The following is a 21784-nucleotide window of genomic DNA, read 5'->3' as shown; positions in this document are numbered from 1 at the left end:
ACCTTTTTCTTATTTTTCTCGCTATATTATAAGCAGGATTAGCTAAAAACTCAATGGAGAAGCAAAAAATTATCATTTTATGGGCTAATCCGCGAGCAATTCTAGTTTTGTGGACCGTCATTTGCCGAGAATGGGATTACGCTGGCGATTGCTCGTCATCTTTTATATGATAGTATGCATAGATACATATTGGAGTTGACTTGAGAACTAAGGAGAATTAGAAATGAATAAACTTGTATTTTTTCTTGGTCCAGCTGGAGCAGGCAAAACAACGTTAGCTAAAGCGATTGCTTCGCGGCGCAAAATACCTTTTTTCGATATGGATATTCTACTACGGCCTGCTGCTGACGCGATAATGACTTTACACGGACTGGATCCGGCAGATAGAGACTCAGCTGAGTACAAAAGGTTATGCCGCGATTTAGGTTATCGAATCACTATGGATGCTGCGCTGGATAATATAGGCTTGGACGTCGATGCTTTTGTAGTTGGTCCCTTTACCAAAGAGGCGGCCAATCCTGACTGGATCAGCCATGAGTTAGCTCGGATCGGGCGTTCCCTTCATGATGTTGAGGTCAAGGTTGTCTTGGTAGGGTTAGCCAACGAGGAATTGTACCTTGAACGAATTCAAGACAGACAATCACCACTAGATGAATGGAAGTTCCAGCATTGGAATGAATTCCGCACTTCTCTTGGCAACCGTACGGTAGAATGGCCGCTCCCGGCTGAAAATATTGCGTTGATCGACAATTCTAACCCGGATATCAATGCTACTGTTGCGGCGGTAGAACAATTTATATACGGCTAAACTTTCGGACCCAGATGACCTTATTTCCACATTTATCACCTTTTGTGCAGAGTTTCGGACTCCAGTGCAGCTATTCGTTAGAAAAGTGCGCTTGGGGCGTGTTTTCCGTGCCAATAGAGACGATGCGGTCCGATAGAATTGCAAAAGTGCGATAATGCTGCGTTTAGGGTCAGCTGAGTCCGATAGCAGCAGCGTTCGCGTCAAATAATGAGAGCAAACGATGTTTGAGGTTTGGACAAAGAGCCTTGGTTAGACTATCGGACCCAGATGACCTTATTTCCGCTTATATCACCTTTTGTGCAGAGTTTCGGACCGCAGATGACGTTATTCCCACAATTCTTTTATTGAATATACTTCTGACTGACCAAATCATCAGCAAGCACCGCGGTTGGTATCACAAATTCAACGGAGCCCATATAACCCGGTGCGACATCGTATTTGTTAAACACAATCACAAGCTTACCTTCGGTGTTGATATAAAAGCTCTGATTCTTCGTAATGGAGGTAAACTGATCCGTTGGTACATCATCGCCATACTCAGGGATCCAGTAAACTTTCTCAGAGTCTGCTTTCATTTGAGCAATCATCTGTTCTTTAATATTTTCGCTGATGCGTTCAATGTATTGATCATCTTTAAATAGCATTGGCAATGTAATAAGGATCTGGTTCACTTTGTCTATCGTATCAAAAGTAACTTCCATTGAAGATGAACCAGCGGTTTCCTCAACATATCTGCCAATGGAGAAAATGCGCTCATTATCCGTTTTCACTTCATAACCTACGTCCAGCCCCAAATGGCCCCCACCTTGTTCCTTCAACGCTTCGATCTCCGCTTGGAACTTTTCGTATAGTGCTTTATTCTCACTTAAATATTTGCTGTTCAATCCAAGCTCCAGTTCTTTATTTTCCATATCCGTAACGGCTGGAACCTTGATATTTGCATCGTAGTTCTCTTCTTCTACAACGTATTCTTTAATAGTCAGCACTTTTATTATCCGATCTACGCCTGGAATGGAAGATAATGCACTAGCTACGGTTGTACTGGTGTTTATGGCTACTAGAAAAATAACTGCGGCCGCACCAACACTAGCCACCCACTTAGTTGTCGTGTGTTTTTTTCTATTGGCTTTAAGTGACTGCTTTATAGAACGGTTTACAATCAAATCAAGTTCATCCGGAATGGGAATATCGGTATACTCTTTATGTAATTCTTGTATTCTTTCGTCCATCTTACTTTATCTCCTTTAAGGCTTCATCATTCAGCTTCACCCGCAATAACTGAAGGGCCTGATACAGCCTTGTCTTTATTGTATTGGTGTTCTCGTTAAGAACTTCAGCCACTTCATTAATCTTCATATCCTCAAAATATCTAAGCACGATCACACTTCGGTATTTCGCCGGCAACTCTTCCAGTGTTCTTTTCAAATCCATATCTGTATAGCTATCCTCAACAGCCGGACTATAGGTTTCTATTATCTCTGGCTCCATCGTCTGAACCTTCTTGTTTCTGCGCAAAAAGTCTAAGGAAGTATTCACGACAATCCTGTAAAACCAGCTTTTCACGGCATCGTGATCCTTTAGCAAATCCATTCGTGTCATCGCTTTATAAATAGAATCCTGCACAATGTCGAGGGCATCCTCTTTGTTTTTCACATAACTGTAAGCAAGCCGGTATACATTTTCTTTGTTTTCTTTGATACATCGCGTCAATATTTTCTCGGTTTTCCTATTCAACATGGTCGATTATCCTTCTCTGTTTGTGATCTGGTGTTGTAACAGGAGTAAGACGTTTGGTGAGTATAAAAAAGTTTGGAGATTCCAAATAAATTATTTATTTTCTTTTTCCAAAGCTTTAATTAGAATTGATGCATAATACTTGGCACCCTCACGTTTCAAATGAATACCATCTTTGTAGAAGTAGTCGTCTTTTCCTTCACTAGCTGAGTACCAGTCTACTATGGTCGTATTCCTGAATTCACTGGAAACTTTTGAAAGGGTGGAATTCACAGTCTGCTCCCACTTTCTCGGCACACGTGTATTGACCAAAATAATCTGCTCCGCATCGCTTAACGAGTTTAGTAGTTTACGTAATTGCTTGGAGTTAAAAGCTCCATTCGTTCCCAGCTCTATGATCATCCGCTCCCCTAACCGTCCTTGTGCTCTAAGCTGATCAATTACCTCCTGTGCCTGCATCATCTGTCTGCCGACCTTTCCATCGATGACAATACCAGGGAGACTTTCTACCAAAAATGGTGCTGCATCCAAAATGACAGAATCGCCAATGGCCGTAATATTCTTTCCGGTTTGATTTTTCCCGGTTACCGCTATGTTTCCTTCTGGTTCAACTTGTTGCTCTTCAGTGTCAGGTTTTTGCTTCTCAACATCAGTCGTATTTTTTTCTACAGGTGGTACCAATGAATTGTGATCTATTGGATCTTGCGCTGTTCTCTCTTGCTGTACATTCTGCTTCTCTTGCTGTACATTCTGCTTATCTGCAACTTCGATTGGAAGTGTGTCAGATTCAGCGTTGGATAAATATCCATTGCAGGCAATCGGAATAAGAATCAAAAAGATCATGGTCATAAGAAAGACTGGGCGGTAGCTGCGGCGTTGTTTTGCACTCCTATGGTTCCAAATATCTCTTAATGATCCCCGCCGGAGCGGCTCCTCCACATATTTGTATGATAAGGCTGCCAGTAGAAAACTTCCTGCTAACTGAAGGATAATTCGAAGCACGCCGCTCTCATCTGGATTCCCATTAGGGCTGGTAAGAATTATTACGGGATAATGCCAAAGGTATAAGCTATATGAACGTACACCTATCCATCGCAAGGGTTTACAGCCCATTTTCCGTCCAAGAGAGCTGGCAGGATGAGCAAGCACGGCAATCACTACTGCAGTAATGATAGAGATGATCAAAAATCCACCCCGATATAGTGATTCATCAAACTCGTTAACCCGGTAAACTAGCACCATTAATACCAGCAGTCCCAGAGCACCAATGATATCAAACATATAACGAGATCTTTTTGTGACTGTATTTTTAAGTTTCTGACTAGGCCATGCAACAGCAAGCGCCGCTCCAATTAGAAGTGCAAATATGCGAGTATCTGTTCCATAATAGACCCTGCTTGGATCTGTGCCCGGTACATAGAACATAACCATGGCTAAAGCTGAGACAGCAGCACAAGCCAGAATCCAGGCAATAAGTTTACCTCGACGAGGTATGATCGTTAGTCCTAATACGAGCAGCAGCGGCCATAGAATATAAAACTGTTCTTCAATAGAAAGTGACCATAAATGTCCGATCGGAGAAGGAGGTCCAAAACTTTCGAAGTACGAAACATCATGAAATATTAACCACCAGTTATTAACGTAAAATAGTGATGACATGAAATCTCCTGTCAGCCCATTTAATCTCGTGGGATCTATGATTAAGAGCCATATGGTGACAACGATCAGCATGACTATCGTCGCCGGCAGCAACCTCCGTGCTCTACGTATCCAAAAGTCCAGAAGGTCCAATCTTCGATGACGCTCCCATTGGTTAATGATTTGGTCTGTGATGAGATAACCCGAGATCACAAAAAAGATTCCCACTCCCAGCAGTCCACCCCCAGCCCATTTCAAATTCAAATGATAGGCTATGACAGCGAGTACGGAAAAAGCTCTTAGTCCATCAATACCAGGCATATAACGCTTGTTGTCATTCATTCTGTTTCAGTCCTTACCCTTAATTTGTTGTTCATAGGCAGGACGCAGGAGCAGTTCAAAAAGTTCTTTAAACTGGCTAATCTGTTATCAAAAGTAAAAAAACACCCGCGCAAGAATTACCCTGCGGGATGTTTTTAATAAATCAAACTACTTTCACAAACTTCTAAATGGTTATTTCTGAACTTCAACCTGAAGAATTTCTGATACGAATTGAACAGGTACATAGGTTTTGTTATCTTGCAGAACAGGTGCGGCACCTAAAGCTTTAGGAGTCATTTTTGCGAAGAAGTATGAATCTTTGTTAAGCGTAACACTTGTCCACTGTGCTCCTTTCATCAACTCAGCGGTTTTGGTAGACTGATTCCATTTCAATTCATAGTTTAGTTGACTGGCCACATCACGAAGCGATACCATGAGCACGCCTTTCTTATTCGTGAAAGTAGCTACTTTTTTCAAATCAAGCTTAGTTGTATCAGTTGAACTATGATTTAAGCTGAACCGAAACTCTGGTGAACCTACATAACCTGGCGCAATGCTGTATTTAGGGAATACGATTACTAAGTTACCTTTATCGATATAGAACGACTGCTCAGTTGAAGTTCCTGTGTACTCTTCTAAGAAATATTTATCTGAATCCTTTTTAATCGCTGCCAGAATGTCTGCATCGAGCTTCTCTTTGTAGTTAGCGCCCAGTAGATCCGTTAGTGCAACAGGTTCTGCCTCAGCTATATTTTTCACATTATAAGTATCGATCCGCGGCATGCTTGTTCCACCTTCAGAACCTTCAGTAGTAACAGTCAAGGAGATAACGCCTGCTGGAGAACCTGTTCCATCTGATTTCAGATCATAAGTAATGTAAAGATTATAAGGATGATATTCCATTTGATCAGCCTGTGCTTTTTTGCCCATTTCTGCGGCGTCTTCCTCCCACTGTGCCAGATCCTTTTCAGCATGAGAGAGGATAATATCGTTCAGTTCATCTTGATAATGAGTATCCAGCATTCCTGTTAGCTGTGGTACTTTTAAATCTGCAATCAGGTATTTACTTGTTGTGTTAAGTACTTTTTCTTGCACTTTTATGCCAGCAAGGGCTGGTGCCTTCGACGGTAAAGCCGCAGAAACATTAGCTGTTACTTGTGTGGAAACCATAGCATGAACCGGTAAAGAAGCTGCACTCACTCCCATAATGGCTACACATCCAACTGCACTCATTTTAAATAGATTTTTTGTTCTTTTGTTCATATCTCGTCATCCTCCATCTCTATTTATAAGTGCCTTCCGATGACACTCATTAGCTAGGACGCAGGAGGACCTCTAAAAAGTTTGCTGGTTTTCTAATTTAAATATAATTTCTTCAACTTCTGTACCCCGTAACTCTACGTAAAAAGGCTGCACCTCATCATTTAGACAATACTCCAGCCGCAGTCTGAGGTTTTTCCATGTGACCATTTCCAATGCTTGTTCTATCGAAAAAAAAACCAACTTCTAAGCTCTCGGAACTAGTAGCAGGTTCGCCGCCGATGGCTTTCCCTAGAAATAGGTTAGTACAAATAGATCGATCAACATTTTGAAAAACTCCGCAGAACTTATTTATCTCTATATCAATGCCCGATTCTTCTTTGGCTTCCCTGATTGCTGCTTCTATAAGGGACTCCTCCTCTTCAACCTGTCCGCCTGGCAACTCCCAGCCTCTACGTGGACCTTTTATTAATAAGATTTCTTCTTGATCATTGAATACAACTGTAGCTGCTGAAAGAATATGTTTGGGGGGATTCATATCCATTGTTACCTCGCTCTAAATTTATTCTAAGCCTTAATTTATTCTGAATACAGGTCCTTTGGGTGAGAAAGGTAAGTCATTTCCCTTGGGCAAAATATAAGCATGGTCTCTTTTAAGGGTCAGCTTGTCACAATAACCATCTGTAATAATTAGAAGTGGTCCTTTTTTCGGAAAATCCTCAGCTTGTTGAATCAAATCAATAGCTGGTTGTAAGATCGTTCCCCCTCTTCCCTTCACTTGTACCCGATCCGAGATAGCCTCCGGGGGCATGTAACCTGCATCATAAGGACAAGCATCACAAAAGATAATCCGTGCAAAAGGAACATCACGAGCCTGCGCATAACTTGAAATGGCTCCTAATGCTTTGGCCAGAAGCTTTTTATCCATTGAGCCTGAGGTATCTAAAATAACTCCAAAAGTACGGCCATCATCTGCAGCACCGCTATGAACCCACTGTGGTCGAGGGATATCAGGTGTAGAAGATTGACGTCTGCTAATTCGTGAATAAGATCTGGTCTTCTCAAGCGGTGAAAAATAATGATCAAACCACCGAGCAAGCTCTACATCCCATTTAATAGGTGGCTGGCCTAGCGCTCTAATCTCTTCAACTAGGCCTGATGGCAAAAGACCGCGGCTTTGCTCTTCATGATACATCAGTCCTTGTTGCATAGCATTTTTACAGAAATCATCTAGTGTCTGTCCTTCTCTCGCATCCCAAAAACTTGATGAACCGTTATCTAAAATGTCACCAAGTCCATTCCCTCTCAAGGTTGCCAGTTTCTTATAAGTGCGGATATCTCCGACCATACGATCATAAATCGTTTCAGCAGATAAACCTTTAAGCTCAGGATCTAATAAGAGTCCAATTCGCGGATACTCCCCTACACTCATTTCTACTAGCCATAGATTTATTACGTAGTCACAAGCCACATTCCAAAGATAATGATCCCGGCCAAGACATCGCTCGTGATGCTGAAGCCCCGCGTGCAGAAGCTCATGCGCCATCACGAAAATACACTCCTCATCGTTTAGTCCGGCTGCAGGGTTCATAAATATTTTGCGCTCAATAACGTCAATGGCAGCTATGGAAATATCAAATCGCCGACATATCGCTGGATCTTCTATAATCTCAAAGCCGGCGGCAAGCGCACCTAATAAAGGATATCTATCCATAAACCATCGTTTTGCACGTTGTGGAGCGGTTAATGAAAGTGTAGGGTCACTAATAGTATTAGCATGGCCTCCAGCAACACTTACTGCATTCGTCACAGCATTAGATAACCCATAAGCAAAATAGGCTTCCCAATCCGGTGCTTTTCCCCAGTATCTTTTGGTGGTTTCTCTAACATTCATATCCAGTTTTGAAACACCCGCGGTCCCAAAATATCTGGAGGTGTCCGGAATTCCTTTTATCATAAACTGCTCGTAAAGCTGTTGTTCATCTTTAATTGTAAGATCAATTCGCGACTCCATATCTGCGGGTACTTTTCCAAGCTTCAAGTCATTTAAAAACTTTGCTATGTACACATCACATGCAACGTTCCACGCCACTTGATTCTCTTTAATCTTTAAATGTCCAAGACCTAAATGAAGAAAACAATGTGCCAAAACGTATATCCATTCAGCAACCTCGCCACGCCTTTTAGGATGAGTGTAAATATAACCGTTATTAGTGACAATTGCCCAGCCGTCTTCAGGATAGGGACTATTTTCATTATGAATAATCGAAGCTCGAACAGATAACGGCGCAAAAATAGGATGATCCGCGATTAACGAACATGCTTCATTAAAATTTTTCAAAGCGGGATTATCTGGAGTTGTTTTTTTAGCCATATTTACCCCCGCTCTTTTATTGCAAGACGTGGTAAATCACGTACAATTTCAACCATTAACCAATCTGGAATATTATCACTTTGCTCCTGCTTAGCAACTACTAGCTGTGCAATTTCGAAGCTAATGACGGACAAGTCTTTAATCAGCTTTTTAACAGTGTGTGCAAATTGGCGATGTCCATCTCGTACGTTATCTTTAATCGGAGGGAGTTCTTTGATAATCTGGGCACGCAAGGATTGCGCCAGGAAATACAGGAGATCCCGATCTTCTGGAGCCGTTGGAAATGAGGATTTACCATCTATAATTTGATTAAGTTCATATTTTCCAGTTAGATTTTTATAAAAAGCCCTGAATTGTGTGGCGTGAGCAGGTGTCAGTGAACCATTCGCTAAAATCCCCACGGTATCCGCATTTATATCATCGCCAAACTCATGTAGTGCATCACTAAGCATATGCCAAGAGCGTGGCGTGGAGAAAGTCTCTTCAGTCTTTGGAGGTGCACTCCACAAATGATCGGGACGCAATTCCAGATATTCAATAACCATAGGATGAATGTTATGCTCATATGCCCAAGAGATCCAATTCTGAAACGATACATTTAACTGTATATGGAACATCCGATTGATAAGCGCGGAGGACATAGGTTTAACAATTGCACTATCTTGTGCACGGTTACCAGCTCCTATTACTATAGAGCCCTCAGGTAGGTGATAATCGCCTATGCGGCGTTCGTGGATGAGACTATAAAAAGCTTTTTGCACTTCTTGAGAACAGGCATTAAGCTCGTCCAGGAACAAACAATAAGGTTCATCCCGAGCAATCATTTTTGGAGGACAGAATTGGCTCTTACCGTTAACGATTTGCGGGACTCCAATGATGTCTTCAGGTGCTAATTGAGAACCTAATAGAGACACACAAGGAAGACCCACCTGATCAGCAAAAGCTTCTACTAGCGAAGATTTCCCAATACCAGGCGCCCCCCAGATAAAAACAGGGCGAATCACAGAAACGTTTAGAAGTACTTGCATAAGTTGAATAGGTGTTACAGGAGTTGCTAGATTCAAATAAATGCTCCTTTTTTAATGTAATGATAATAACGATAACTATACACAGTATAACAAATAATTCATTAGCTCAGGAACGAACTTCAACAACAATATTATCAACCCACTCTATTTCATTCGAAAAAACAAACCTTTTCTTGACGAGATATAAAAAAGGATGATATATTGTTTCACGCTTTAATAATTAAGTAGTTAATCATTTAGTTGTTATCTAAAATTTAACGGAATTACTTATTCCGCCCTATTTCATAACTTTAGGAGGCGTGATTTGGCTAATAATGAAGATTTTCTTCAGATTTCTACTATGTTCAAATCCTTTTTAAAAGGAATCTCTCAAGATTGGAACAAACAAGACTACCCCCTAAATATTACACAGTTCAAAACCCTCAGGACTTTATCTAAGAACGGTCCACAAAACGTATCACAGATTGCTGCAGCTCTTGGTATTACCTCAGCAGCAATTACAGGCGTAACAGACCAATTAATCGCTGAAGATTACGTAAATAAGGAACGCGCCAAGGATGATCGAAGAGTGGTACACATCACCATTACGCAGAAAGGAGAAGCAACGATTAAAGAGGTGCAGGAACGCCATCAAGAACTTATGGAATCTTACTTTAAGATACTGCCCGATGAAGATATTGAGCATTTAAGAAGAATTTTCGCAGTTATAATTTCTGATTTAGACAAAAGATAAAATTTAAAAAGTGGCGGGGAAACAATCGAATGGAACATTTATCCAGCAAACGAAAACTTAGTATTATGATAGCTATTATGGCTGCAATGCTGTTCGCAGCGATTAATCAGACAATTACAAGTACTGCTATGCCGCGTATAATCGCAATTCTTGATGGCATGGATTACTATACTTGGACTATTAACATTTATTTATTAACATCAACAATAGCAACCGTTCTTGTCGGTAAGTTATCTGATATGTTCGGACGTAAACCCTTTCTATTAGCAGGTATTCTATTATTTATGGTTGGGGCTTTTCTGACAGGAACATCTTCCGATGTTTATCAATTTATCATTTATCGTGGGATTCAAGGGGTAGGTGCAGGTATTATTCAATCCACCGCATTTACTGCCGTAGGTGACTTATTCCCTCCGCGTGAACGTGGTAAATGGATGGGGTTGATGATGGCCGTATTCGGTTTCTCCAGTGTGCTTGGACCAACGCTTGGAGGCTTTTTGATCGACAATATGGATTGGCATTGGCTGTTCTGGATCTTCCTACCGCTTGGTGTAGTGGCCTTCGTGATGATTCTTACCTTATTTCCTAAAGGCAAACGCGGAGAGTCAACCAGCATCGACTATTTAGGTTCCTTGTTAATGACAACTACCATCGTTCCTCTACTGCTTGCCTTCACCTGGGCAGGTACAGAATATGATTGGGGTTCTTCGCAAATTCTCGGCCTGTTGGCGGGAACAGTCGTTTCGGCACTTCTCTTTATTTTTGTCGAATCCAAAGCTAAAAATCCAATTCTCCCGCTTCATCTATTTAAGAATAGTGTAGTTACCATATCTAATATTATTGGTTTTATTATGAACTTCGGTATGATGGGAGCTATGATCTATCTTTCCTTCTTCGTACAAGGTGTTCTGGGGATCTCCGCGACATATGCAGGGTATGTTACTATGCCAATGTCGATCGTTATGGTTGTAGCCAGTGCCCTTACCGGTCAAAAGATGGCGAAAAAAGGGAAGTATAAACGTTACGCATTAATTGGAATACCCATTATGATTGCCGGTATGACAATTATGGTATTTATGAATAATGTACCGATGGCTGTCCTAAGTATGATTGTGTTTGGTCTTGGGTTGGGATTGGGGATGCCAGTATTCTCACTAGCTACTCAAAATGCGGTTTCACACACCGAACTGGGTGTAGTAACGGCCTCCTCACAATTATTCCGTAATTTAGGCGGTACGATCGGTATCGCAGTCATGGGTACCGTTATGTCCAATAGTCTTACTAAAAACTTGAAGGAAGCTCTGCAATCGTCATCAGCACCGGATTTCACACAGATAGATCCAAAACTTGCTGAGCAAATGCTCTCCTTCGCTAATCCACAGGCATTAATGAACAAACCATTGCTTGAACAGACTCAAGCTAGTCTGCCAGCCGATGTACAGCCTGTCTTCTTACAAATGATTGAGGGTATCCGTGATGCTTTAGGACAGACATTGTCATCCGTGTTCTTAACCGGGACCATTGTGCTTGTTGTAGCTTTCGTGCTTGTCTTCTTCCTGAAGGAGCTTCCACTTCGTACTTCTAACCAAATGCCAGTTCCTGAAGAAGCTGAACAGGACCTGTCAAACATGAAATCTTCAAAACTTGCAGTGGATAAAGCCTAACCGCAAATTATTTTGAAGCTGACTATAAAACAACAAAAACTGCAACGTACTCATGCGTAACTGAGTAAGTTGCAGTTTTTGTGTTGATCTATTATTTTACAGGTGAAAGCTCATCTTCTGTTACCCACTTATGATTTTTCACTTCATCTCCACCCGTAGTAGGTTTGTAATTAATCATATAGACTGTGGTTTTTTCTGTGGAGTTAATCTGAGCCGTTGCACCCTTCATATCCTTCATATGATCAGCTTCCATAATAACCTCTGAGCCTGGTTGATAGGATATATCATCTGCTTCTTTTATTTCTTCATGAATAATCCACTTATGATTTGTGACCGGTTGACCTCCTGTAGTAGGTCTATAGGAAACATTATATGCTGTCGTCTCATAAGCTCCCACAATTGTCGCAATGGCTCCCTTCATCCCTTCCATATGGTCAGTTTGGATCACAGCTTCACTTCCTACTTTGTAAGTAGGATTCTCCGCTACCCTCAGATCTTTTGGAACTTCACCTGAACTTGAATGTGAGTTATGTTCCATTTGTGTATCGTTAGAAGACATCTGATTGCCATAGCTATTGTCATTACTACAAGCACTTAAGCTGAAAGCAGCTGCGACGACTAGTAGAAATAATTGCTTTTTCATATAAAAGACCTCCGAAATTTTATCTGCCTATAAGTATTATTTTACCCATTTCAGAAAATCACAAACGGAACTAAGGATTTACAGTTTGTAAAACAGTAATTTATTTTCCATTAAATGAGTGTTGTCTCAATGATTAAACTATATTTATAATGTTTTCTGAAAGGAGGCTACTATAATGAAGACTAAAATATTCACTTTGTTGCTTCTTTTGGGTCTGGTGAGCATGGCTACTATAATCGGTTCTGCTAATGCAGCTCCGCTATTAACCATAGGAAGTTCTTCAGGAGATGTATGGGATCTACAATATAGATTAAAAACCCTTGATTTCTATACTGAGCCCTTAGATGGGGTATACGGATCACAAACGAAAGCAGCGGTTGCTAAATTTCAAAAGGCCTATGGCATAAGCGCTGATGGAATTTCGGGGACAAAAACTTGGAATATTTTAAAAAAACACACGCTAAATATTAATGAAATGGATATTTTGGCTAAAGTTATCTACAGTGAGTCTCGCGGTGAGCCTTATGTTGGACAAGTTGCAGTGGGTGCAGTAGTCATGAATCGTATACAATCTAGTCAATTTCCTGACAATATTAAAGAAGTTGTATTCCAAAAAGGAGCTTTCACAGCCGTGTCTGACGGCCAGTATTGGCTTACACCAAATCAGACAGCTTATTTAGCTGCTCTTGATGCTGTTCGAGGTTGGGACCCCACAAACCATTCAATCTATTATTTCAATCCCGATACAGCAACTAGTGCATGGATTTGGTCACGTCCGCAAAACTTAAAAATTGGTAAGCATATATTTGCGAGGTAATTACATCAAATAGCTAAGATCAACAAAAGCCGATCTAACTACGATAGTTAGATCGGCTTTTATTATTAAACCTATTCGGTTGTGTTAGCATCCATTTCAAGCACTAAAGCCACCAAATATTGCAGTGAATTGTACTTATAAGCTTTTGCTTTTAGGAATGAATTCTTAAACATAACTTCGAAATCCCCTTTTATGGATTCGATAATTCTGATTGGTTATTGAATGTAAAAATCATCTTTAATTCATCATCATATGACTTCCCGCATTCCTCTAAATAACTATCCCCAGTGTATTCTTTTAAAGTTTTCCTCCAAAAATGCTGTGCTCTCCTATTTGTATCCGTGGGATTCGTTTGTAGCTCCCAGTTACCCAAATGAAGCTTAAAGACTTCCTTAGCCGCATATTCAGCGAGCCCCTTACCACGGAAAGGCCGTAGAATAAAAAATTCATTCAAATAGAATTCACAAGCAGACGGAGTATATGGTGGTGTAGCAACTAATGCAAACCCTATTGGAATATCATTTTCTTTTATTAAATAAGGATACAAAATTCCAGCTTTCTCCCACCAAATGTCGAAGACTTTATTCTGTTCCTGCAGTGACTGTGTCTCGTCCTCCTCGAATACCCCGTATCGATTAGGAATCGTCCCCCATATTTCTGATAGATCGTGTAAGTATAGTGGGTAAAGGTTGTTAATAATAAACTTCGAGGCACTGTCAGTTAAGGTGATTGTGATATTCATGTCGTTCCCTCCCTACCTTCTGTCGAATTCCTGAATATATTTATGGAGATCACTAAAATATTATGGTTACTGGAACAAGCTTAATCTCCATCATACCTCCACAAGTTCTTGTCTAATGTCACTTCTTTTTTAGTATAATTACGACCTCGCTCTAGTTATATGCCATATTCGATTAGAATTAATTTTTATATAATGTCACCATTTATATTTGATAATTAAGTTAACCGTACCTACTGTACTTCTATATACTCGTCTTAACTTTTGCGGATACAGTACAAACCTCACGCATATTACAATTGTATAAAAATGGGAGGTGCGCTCAGATATGCCGGATCCTTTTGTTTCGAGATCTCTAGATGAAATAAGATTCTGGTCACGAATCATCAAAGAACACTCTTTTTTTCTTAAACCTTGGGTTTCGTTGTGAAGACACGCAACTAGGGCAGATTATGAAGAAAAGATGAAAACGCCACAAGAAGTAATAGATTTCACAACCTATTCTAATCAAATAGCAGCGATTTTTAAATTTGATGAAATTGCCTCTGATGCATATGTAAAGAACAGAATAGATACAGGTAACAATAGAAAACAACGCTATACAGCGTTCAATAATGTAATCATTCCTAATTACACTAAGTTGGTAATAGAGGCGAAAAAAATTAAAGCACCCAATACAGATTTGCAGGCGTTACATGAAATCTATTTAAAAGCGATTAAGTTGCAATTAGAAGCAATGACAATGATGAAAGAAGCACTATACAAAACAAAAGTTTCTAGTACAGCTATTAATGCGGCAAATAAAAAGATGGATGAAGGCGTGAAGTATGAAGGACAGTTCGTAGATGGGATCAATAAATATCGGAAAAAGTATGGTATTTAAGATTAAATTATTATTAAATTCCAAAAACCACGTCAGAGTTTCCTCTAACGTGGTTTTTTTGGATGATAAGCTATTTTTTTGAATAAACAATTTTCTTAATACTATCCCTAGATAGGCAATATTCATCTGAAAGCTGGTCAACCGTTGCACCCACAGCAAACCTTAGACAGATTTCGATGTTTCTAGATCTTAAGTATTTTCTGCTCCCTGACTTTTCGCCCCATTTTACATGTGATTCTTCAGGCTTAGGGATATAAACCATACCCCCGTTGATATATTTCTGAATTTCCTCTAATAATTCTTTTGGGAAAATCGTATCTGCATTTACATATTTCATAATCGCTCTGCTCCTTAAACTTTTTATGAGTTTGAAGGTAGCAAAGTCTATTCTTTAAACAACCCATGCACACTGCACTAGCGGTAAAATCAATTTTTCGCTCTATACAAACAACCGCCGTTGTTTATAAGTCTAGACTTTGCATAGAGCTGATCGCTAATCTTCTCACGATTGTACACCCTCCTTTTTAATGTGAAATTACTTGTTCCAAAATACGCTCTGCTGTTTTTTCTCCATTCGCAATACAATCTGGAATGCCTACACCATAATAGGAGCATCCAGCAAGGATAACATTAGGATACCTGTCTGTCATCTTCTTCTCTAAGGATACTACAATTTGATGATGAAGTTTATGGTAGTTTGGCATTACATCATGCCATTTGGTCACATCGTAGGTAGCTGGCTGTCCTGTTATCCCGAGACTGGTCTGTATATCTTTCAAAGCCACCTTCAATAGTTCCTCTTCAGATAGCTTGATCAACGAATCATAATGAGGGTTTGAGCTTTTATAAAAGAGTCTGACAAGCAGACGCTGTTGTCCTGACGTATGCTCCCACTTGCGACTTGTCCACGTACACGCATTACATAGAACATCATCGCTGTTGGCAGTGATGAACCCTGTGCCATTCGCAGGCAGCTGACTGTCGGGGATATCAAATCCTAAATATACACTAATCATAGAACTATTATATAACTGATTGAAATCTTCATTTAGTTCTTCGTCTTGAAGTAGCGCTTGTGCAGTAGAATGCATCGTTCCAAGTACGACAACATCGGAGTCTATGATTCGTCCATCTGCCAAAGTTACCTGGTACTGCTCTCCACGCTTCTCAATTCTTTCGGCACGAATCCCTTTGATGATCTCCAAATTAGAAAGATGTTCTTCCATAGAGTCGATCAAGGCAGATACACCTCCCTTGAATGACATGAACTTCTTATCACCATTCCCTTGAAATTTGGCTTTATTTGCGGATAAGCCTTGAATAATACTGCCGTATTCATTCTTATAATCAATCAAATAAGGCAGCGTCGAGGCAATTGTAAGTTCGCTTAGCTTCCCGGAATATACACCTGAAAGAACCGGTGAAATTTGCTTCTCGACAAGTTCTTTACCAAAGAAAGCTTCTAGAAAATCACCCACGGAATCGTTTTTCGTAAACTTATTATTGGGAGTGTAGAAATCTTTGAGTGCTTCAACCTTTCCTTCAGCTGAGATCAGTTCTGTTGTAGCAAGCGACTCCATACTGAGCGGAATGCCAAAGACTGCATCTTTAGGAATTTGCTTCAGTTTACCTTCTGTATAAATAAAGGATATTCCTGTCGCGTTATATACAACCTCATTTTGTATACCCAACTCTTCAATCAGAGGTGCAACATTCGTTTTACGGGTGACAATAGAATCTGCCCCAGACTCCATAATGAAGTCTTCTTGTTTTAGTGTTCTGATTTTGCCGCCCAGTCTATCGCTGGCTTCAACCAAAACGATTTTTACATCTAGCTTGTTATGCTCTATAGATTTCTGTAAATAGTAAGCGGTAGACAATCCAGTAATTCCCCCGCCAATCACGACAACTGTTCTCAATTCGTTGACACCTACCTCGTGGTTATAATCTGTATCAATTCAATTGTGTACATTATATCATAGGAATTTATAAGAATTTACATACCAACGTGTCAGATATGACACAAAAAAGCCGCGTTAAACGCGGCAATGATGGGGTAATAGTTATATATTTTCCTGTTTCAATGCATCGATAATGTTCTCTTTTTTCACTTTTGAGCTTGAATATAACATGGCTGCGCTAACGATGATAAACACTGCCAATATGACACACAAGATACTCATCCACGGAAGTGTGAATCCATAAGAGAAGCTGCTCATCATTGATCTATAGATCAAGTACATAATAACTATACTAATCGGAAGCCCATATAGTAGTGACTTTATTCCATAAAAAACACTTTCGTAATTAATCATTTTATTAAAACCATTTGGCGTCATGCCCACAGACTTCAGCATCGCAAACTCTCTTTTACGAAGAGATATGCTAGTTGATATCGTATTAAAAATATTCGCAATTGATATTAAAGTAATCAAAGCAATAAAACCATAGGTGAAAATAGACATTAACATGATCATCTGCTCACTATTTTGTCTATTTTGATACACATTTTGAACATAGATATTCCGCTCTTTCATTTCCTCTATGGCTTGTTGTGTCGCTAATGGGTTTGTGCTGTTCAAGTTAAGCCGGCTTTGAATATCTTTGCTCATTGCATCATTTGTTAGTCTATCGAAGACTTGTTCAGAGACGATGATGTTTATTCCACCAACCATTGCTGAATGTACTCCCATTGGACGTTTATCAGTTAGAGCGACAATTTTTACTGGTGATAAATCCGTCTCTTTTTTGGTATCCCAATCCGTATAAATAAGCTCAAGCTTTTGGCCGACTTCAGAGTGAAAAGCTTTGGTCTCAACAATTTTTTTAGCTTTCTCATCCTCAAAGGTAACCGTATCATTCACAATAGCAGTCATCTGATCAAGCTTCGTTAGTTGTTCATAATTTATACCGACCGTTTCTGCATAGGTTTTCAAACTCTGTTCATTTAGTGCATAGATCTGAATATAGTAAGGATATTTCCCGTTCTTTAGAACACTCTTATCCGCCTGCACAATCTCTTGCAATTCTTTTGCCATATTTTTCTCATCAATCCATGAACTCACACTGAGTTCCTTAGTCACATTATATTCCGTTATATTAGGTAATTTGGATATCGAGTTCGTCAACCGGTCCACTTTTTGAGCGTCCTCAGTCCCCATATATACTTGGATATCATAGTTCAAACCATCCTGTGAGAGTTCTACCGATCTTCTCATATTAGAAGTGAACGCTGATACAGATAAAAATAAAACAATACTAATGACAAGTGAGAACACGGTTGCTTGGTACCTGCGTTTATTTCTTTTTAAATTCTTCAAACCAATTTCTGCTTCAATACCAAACAATCTGCGCACGAACTTGGATGTTTTCACCGCTTTACCTGAGAGCTTAACATCGGTTGTTTGTCTGATCGCATCAATTGCCGAGATCTTTGAAGCCTTTCTGGCTGGAAGATAGGTGGATATAAAAATTGTCAGTATTGAAACTAAACAAGCGGTTAGTAGAGACAGAGGTGTAACAATCAACGTTAATCTCTCAGTTATCCCTAATACATCTTTAATCATCGAATTGATAAACATAAAAGTGATCCCGATGCCTGCTATACCGCAAATGATCCCAATTGGAATACTAATTAAACCGATAATCATTCCTTCAAAAAACACTGAATTCTGCTTTTGCCACTTTGTAGCCCCTACACTGGAGAGCATCCCTAAATGACGTGCACGCTCCGAGACAGAGATTGCAAAAGCATTATAGATTAAAGAAACGGAACCAATGATAATCACAACCATAATAATTACTGACAATAAAAGAAGTGTGTTACGTAAGCCATCGTTATTCGTCACACCATAATAGCGGAGCAGACTATTATTATAAGAGATCGACTCGATCTTATTTTCTTTTGCCAATTCCTCTGCATGCTTGTATATGGAGTTGTCCACCTTTTTTAATACAACCGTCGCTGTGGTTTTTTCAGCTGCTCCAATCATGCTTTCATCCACATAACTTATGGCAGTATAACCCGGAGACCATGTTGGTTCCCAAGTAGGACGTTTTATCACTCCCACAATCGTATAGTTCATTGATTTTTTATGAATAATCTTTTCAAGCAGGGTATCCTCTTCAGTCCGTAATCGTTCATTCTGAGATAGGGGTTGCCCACTATTTTCATCATCGCTAGTGACACGTTCACCCACATCAAGCGTTAAAGTTTCACCAATCTTGTAAGAGACTTTTGCATTCTTTGCAATCTCCTCAGAAATGACTACTTCGTGGTTTGTCTTCGGGAGTCTACCTTCCAGCAGTTCAATCGGAAATTGTTTAAAACCAGCTGCATTATATTCCTTGATATACCAATAGGGTTTATTCTCATTCTTCCCACCCTCTAAAGGGGCGTAGCCACGATCGTTGGAGATCACTAGGGCTTTTGTCGCATCATCTGTTTCTATCGCTTTGAGTTGAGCTTTAGTAACATTTCTATATTGGACATGCCATTCTCCATTTGTAGAGATACTTTGCTTCTTCATTAATTCCATAAAAGAAAAACCTAACGTCGCCACAGCCGTTACCATAGCTACTGAAATGATAACTCCAATGATAGTTACCAATGTTCTTCGCTTATTCTGTTTCAAATGTCTTATAGTTAATTTGTTTACAATATTCACGGACGAATCACCTCATCTTTAGCGATCCTTCCATCTTCAATAGTAATAACCCGATCTGCTTGCAAGGCAATACGTTCATCGTGAGTAATCACAATCAGTGTTTGATTATACGTTTTATTAAACATTTTTAATAATTCAATAATTTCACTGCTATTCTTGCTGTCTAGATTACCAGTTGGCTCATCTGCCAGCATAATTGCAGGGTTACTAATTAATGCTCTGCCTATGGATACCCGCTGCTGCTGTCCGCCTGATAGCTGATTCGGCAGATGGTTTAAACGATTTTCCAAATTTAACGCCTTCACGGTATCTGCAAATTGCTTCTTATCCACTTTATGCTGATCGAGCAGCAACGGAAGTGTGATATTCTCTTCAACCGTCAGCACCGGTATGAGATTATAGAACTGATAAATAAGACCAATTTGTCTGCGTCTAAAGATCGCCAGCTGTGTTTCATTCAAATCATAAATATCCGTGTTATCTACAAATACTTTACCGCTTGTCGGTCTATCCACCCCACCTAATAAATGCAGAATAGTTGATTTTCCTGAGCCGGATGGTCCAATAATCGCTACGAATTCACCTTTTTTAATTGAAAAAGATACGTCATCCAGAGCCTTTACTGCGGTCTCGCCTTTACCATATGTTTTAGACAGATGTTCAATCTTTAAAATATCCATTGTTAGACCCCCATTTGTTGATGAGATCAGTATATCTGTCTACAATGACTCTTCAGTGACTCTTAAGTGACATTCTAGTCACTAAGCCATAAGTGTTAAATCACTTGCTTGTAAAATTTGATCCGAAATTGTGTCCCCTTTCCTACTTCACTCACCACATCAATCGTGCCGTTTTGTTCAGTGATAATACTTTGCGCCAAGGCAAGTCCGATTCCAACGCTGTCTTCGTTTGCATTTGTACCCTTGTAGAATCGTTTGAAAATATAGGGGATCTCTGCCTTAGGAATTCCTTTGCCATTATCAGTAATGACAATTTCCGTGAACAGCGTGTTTTCTGCAAAAGAAATCGTAATCTCTCCCCCAGCAGGTGTATGCTCTACACAGTTTTTCAGAATATTAATCATCGCCTCAGTTGTCCAATTGTAATCGCCTATGAATGAGGTAGCGTCTTCACCTTCGATTAGGATCCGTTGCTCCTTTATATCCATTGGAATCAGTATGGGCTCCATAGATTTCTGAACAAGCTTCTTTACTTTTATTGAATCTTTTTTAAATTGAATGGTTCCGGCATCGATCTTTGAGAACTTTAATAATGAAGAAACCAGCCAGCCAATCCGATCGAGCTGAAGGCTGATTTTCCGCGTAAATTCTATTCTTTTCTCAACGTCCAGATCAGGATCGCTTAATAAATCTGCCATCACGGTCATGGAGGTAAGTGGTGTTTTGAGCTGATGGGAGATGTCGGAGATCGCATTGGTAAGCTTTATTTTATCCTCTTGCAAAAGCAAACGCTGCTCCGATAACATCAACGTCACCTTATAAATATCATTTTTCAGGATACTAAGCTCGCCTTCCTGATTATCACGAACATCGAGCGAATAATTACCGCTGCTAATTTGACGTAGATACCCTGAAAGCTTCTCAATTTCGCGGTATCTCCAGCGGGTAAATAATAAACAACAACCTATAAGCAGAACTGAAGTTACCGCCGTGATCCCCATCGCTGCTGATGAAATAAATGCCGTTCCTATAATCGCCAGAAGGCTGATCGTAGTCATCGTTAGTAATAACCATCTAAATTCTCTGTTTCGTAACATCTAATCACCAACCTTATACCCTAAACCGCGTACTGTTTTGATCAGTGTGGGTTCTTGCGGGTTATCCTCTAACTTTTCCCTTAAGCGTTTAATATACACAGACAATGTATTATCATTTACAAATTCTCCGGCGACATCCCAAATCCGCTCTAACAGCTGATTTCTGGAAAGGACTTGTCCCACATGATTAGCAAATATCAGAAGCAGACGATATTCTAATGCTGTTAGCAGAACTTCATCGCCGTTCTTATAAACTTTTCCTTCAAGCGTATTAATCCGTATATTCTCTAGTTCAAAATTAGATGGAGTTTGAGCCTGCTTGTTATATCTCCTTAACACCGATTTAATGCGTGATAACAGCTCGCGAATCCGAAATGGCTTAGTTATGTAATCGTCTGCTCCCATATCAAGTCCCATCACTACATTAACTTCGTCATCAATCGCAGTTAAAAAGATGACCGGAATATCGCTCCGCTCCTTCACGATCTTACACAGATCATATCCGCTGCCATCCGGTAGAGAGAGATCAAAAATGCAAAGTGTTACTTCAGATAACCGCTCCGCCAACACCCTCCTAGCAGAGGTTGCATCATAACATAAAATAGTTTCAAAATGATCCTGCTGCAAGGAATATTCAAGTCCTGAAGCAATCGTTCTATCGTCCTCTACGAGCAATATTCTCATCAATGTTCATCCTA

19 protein-coding genes and 2 pseudogenes are annotated in these 21784 nt (G+C 39.9%); 6 read left to right on the top strand and 15 right to left on the bottom strand.

The features are described from left to right. Nucleotides 1-223: 223 nt before the first annotated feature. Nucleotides 224-808 carry an AAA family ATPase gene (locus NST40_RS14475; protein ID WP_076190412.1) on the top strand — a complete coding sequence of 195 codons (585 nt, stop codon included), beginning with the start codon at nucleotides 224-226 and terminating at the stop codon, nucleotides 806-808. A gap of 341 nt (nucleotides 809-1149) precedes the next feature. Here NST40_RS14475 and NST40_RS14470 read toward each other — a convergent pair whose 3' ends face one another. From NST40_RS14470 to NST40_RS14440, 7 genes and pseudogenes are all read right to left on the bottom strand, one after another. Beyond that, a complete protein-coding gene (locus NST40_RS14470; protein WP_342410816.1) occupies nucleotides 1150-2037 on the bottom strand; it encodes an RsiV family protein in 888 nt (295 codons plus the stop codon). A 1-nt stretch (nucleotide 2038) separates the two neighbouring features. Next, nucleotides 2039-2545 carry a sigma-70 family RNA polymerase sigma factor gene (locus tag NST40_RS14465; protein ID WP_076125785.1) on the bottom strand — a complete coding sequence of 169 codons (507 nt, stop codon included), beginning with the start codon at nucleotides 2543-2545 and terminating at the stop codon, nucleotides 2039-2041. A gap of 90 nt (nucleotides 2546-2635) precedes the next feature. Next, complete coding sequence (locus tag NST40_RS14460; protein ID WP_342410815.1) at nucleotides 2636-4522, bottom strand: acyltransferase family protein; 1887 nt, start codon at nucleotides 4520-4522, stop codon at nucleotides 2636-2638. 171 nt (nucleotides 4523-4693) lie between these two features. Then, nucleotides 4694-5764 carry a stalk domain-containing protein gene (locus NST40_RS14455; RefSeq protein WP_076276468.1) on the bottom strand — a complete coding sequence of 357 codons (1071 nt, stop codon included), beginning with the start codon at nucleotides 5762-5764 and terminating at the stop codon, nucleotides 4694-4696. Nucleotides 5765-5836: 72 nt separating this feature from the next. Further along, nucleotides 5837-6299: pseudogene (locus tag NST40_RS14450) on the bottom strand (NUDIX hydrolase). A 36-nt stretch (nucleotides 6300-6335) separates the two neighbouring features. Continuing rightward, nucleotides 6336-8135, bottom strand: a complete 1800-nt coding sequence (locus tag NST40_RS14445) for a peptidase (protein WP_076276467.1) — start codon at nucleotides 8133-8135, stop codon at nucleotides 6336-6338. A 2-nt stretch (nucleotides 8136-8137) separates the two neighbouring features. Continuing rightward, nucleotides 8138-9199, bottom strand: coding sequence for a MoxR family ATPase (locus NST40_RS14440; RefSeq protein ID WP_076276466.1), 1062 nt, complete (start codon nucleotides 9197-9199; stop codon nucleotides 8138-8140). A gap of 268 nt (nucleotides 9200-9467) precedes the next feature. Here NST40_RS14440 and NST40_RS14435 point away from each other — a divergent pair, with 268 nt between their 5' ends. After that, nucleotides 9468-9896, top strand: coding sequence for a MarR family transcriptional regulator (locus NST40_RS14435; protein WP_036678010.1), 429 nt, complete (start codon nucleotides 9468-9470; stop codon nucleotides 9894-9896). 29 nt (nucleotides 9897-9925) lie between these two features. After that, nucleotides 9926-11560 (top strand): MDR family MFS transporter, encoded by a 1635-nt coding sequence (locus NST40_RS14430; RefSeq protein ID WP_076276465.1) that lies wholly within the window; start codon nucleotides 9926-9928, stop codon nucleotides 11558-11560. Between the two features lie 91 nt (nucleotides 11561-11651). Here NST40_RS14430 and NST40_RS14425 read toward each other — a convergent pair whose 3' ends face one another. Further along, a complete protein-coding gene (locus NST40_RS14425; protein WP_076276464.1) occupies nucleotides 11652-12203 on the bottom strand; it encodes a YdhK family protein in 552 nt (183 codons plus the stop codon). A 223-nt stretch (nucleotides 12204-12426) separates the two neighbouring features. On the opposite strand from NST40_RS14425, the gene sleB reads away from it, so the two are divergent. Then, nucleotides 12427-13020: a spore cortex-lytic enzyme gene (gene sleB / locus NST40_RS14420; RefSeq protein ID WP_256718971.1), complete on the top strand. Its 594-nt coding sequence runs from the start codon at nucleotides 12427-12429 to the stop codon at nucleotides 13018-13020. Nucleotides 13021-13210: 190 nt separating this feature from the next. On the opposite strand, the gene NST40_RS14415 is transcribed toward sleB, so the two are convergent. Continuing rightward, a complete protein-coding gene (locus NST40_RS14415) occupies nucleotides 13211-13762 on the bottom strand; it encodes a GNAT family N-acetyltransferase (RefSeq protein WP_076125801.1) in 552 nt (183 codons plus the stop codon). 325 nt (nucleotides 13763-14087) lie between these two features. Between NST40_RS14415 and NST40_RS14410 the strand changes: the two are divergent. Further along, nucleotides 14088-14202, top strand: a pseudogene (locus NST40_RS14410) (DUF2935 domain-containing protein); the annotation flags it as partial. 20 nt (nucleotides 14203-14222) lie between these two features. Next, nucleotides 14223-14642, top strand: coding sequence for a hypothetical protein (locus NST40_RS14405; RefSeq protein ID WP_076276461.1), 420 nt, complete (start codon nucleotides 14223-14225; stop codon nucleotides 14640-14642). 70 nt (nucleotides 14643-14712) lie between these two features. Here the strand turns inward: NST40_RS14405 and NST40_RS14400 are convergent, their stop codons facing one another. From NST40_RS14400 to NST40_RS14375, 6 genes are all read right to left on the bottom strand, one after another. Then, a complete protein-coding gene (locus NST40_RS14400) occupies nucleotides 14713-14979 on the bottom strand; it encodes a CD3324 family protein (RefSeq protein ID WP_038570858.1) in 267 nt (88 codons plus the stop codon). 187 nt (nucleotides 14980-15166) lie between these two features. Further along, nucleotides 15167-16561, bottom strand: a complete 1395-nt coding sequence (locus NST40_RS14395; protein WP_076276460.1) for a protoporphyrinogen oxidase — start codon at nucleotides 16559-16561, stop codon at nucleotides 15167-15169. Between the two features lie 144 nt (nucleotides 16562-16705). Continuing rightward, a complete protein-coding gene (locus NST40_RS14390; protein ID WP_076276459.1) occupies nucleotides 16706-19309 on the bottom strand; it encodes an ABC transporter permease in 2604 nt (867 codons plus the stop codon). Beyond that, nucleotides 19306-19989, bottom strand: a complete 684-nt coding sequence (locus tag NST40_RS14385) for an ABC transporter ATP-binding protein (RefSeq protein ID WP_076125806.1) — start codon at nucleotides 19987-19989, stop codon at nucleotides 19306-19308. Before NST40_RS14385 ends, NST40_RS14390 begins: the two co-directional genes overlap by 4 nt. Before the next feature lie 95 nt (nucleotides 19990-20084). After that, complete coding sequence (locus tag NST40_RS14380; RefSeq protein ID WP_076125808.1) at nucleotides 20085-21086, bottom strand: HAMP domain-containing sensor histidine kinase; 1002 nt, start codon at nucleotides 21084-21086, stop codon at nucleotides 20085-20087. Beyond that, nucleotides 21087-21770 (bottom strand): response regulator transcription factor, encoded by a 684-nt coding sequence (locus tag NST40_RS14375; RefSeq protein ID WP_076125811.1) that lies wholly within the window; start codon nucleotides 21768-21770, stop codon nucleotides 21087-21089. Nucleotides 21771-21784 lie beyond the last annotated feature (14 nt).

Source organism: Paenibacillus sp. FSL R10-2778 (genome assembly GCF_038593035.1).
GTDB lineage: Bacteria > Bacillota > Bacilli > Paenibacillales > Paenibacillaceae > Paenibacillus_AQ > Paenibacillus_AQ odorifer.
Note: the sequence above shows the minus strand (reverse complement) of the source record. Positions and strands in the feature narration are given on the sequence as shown.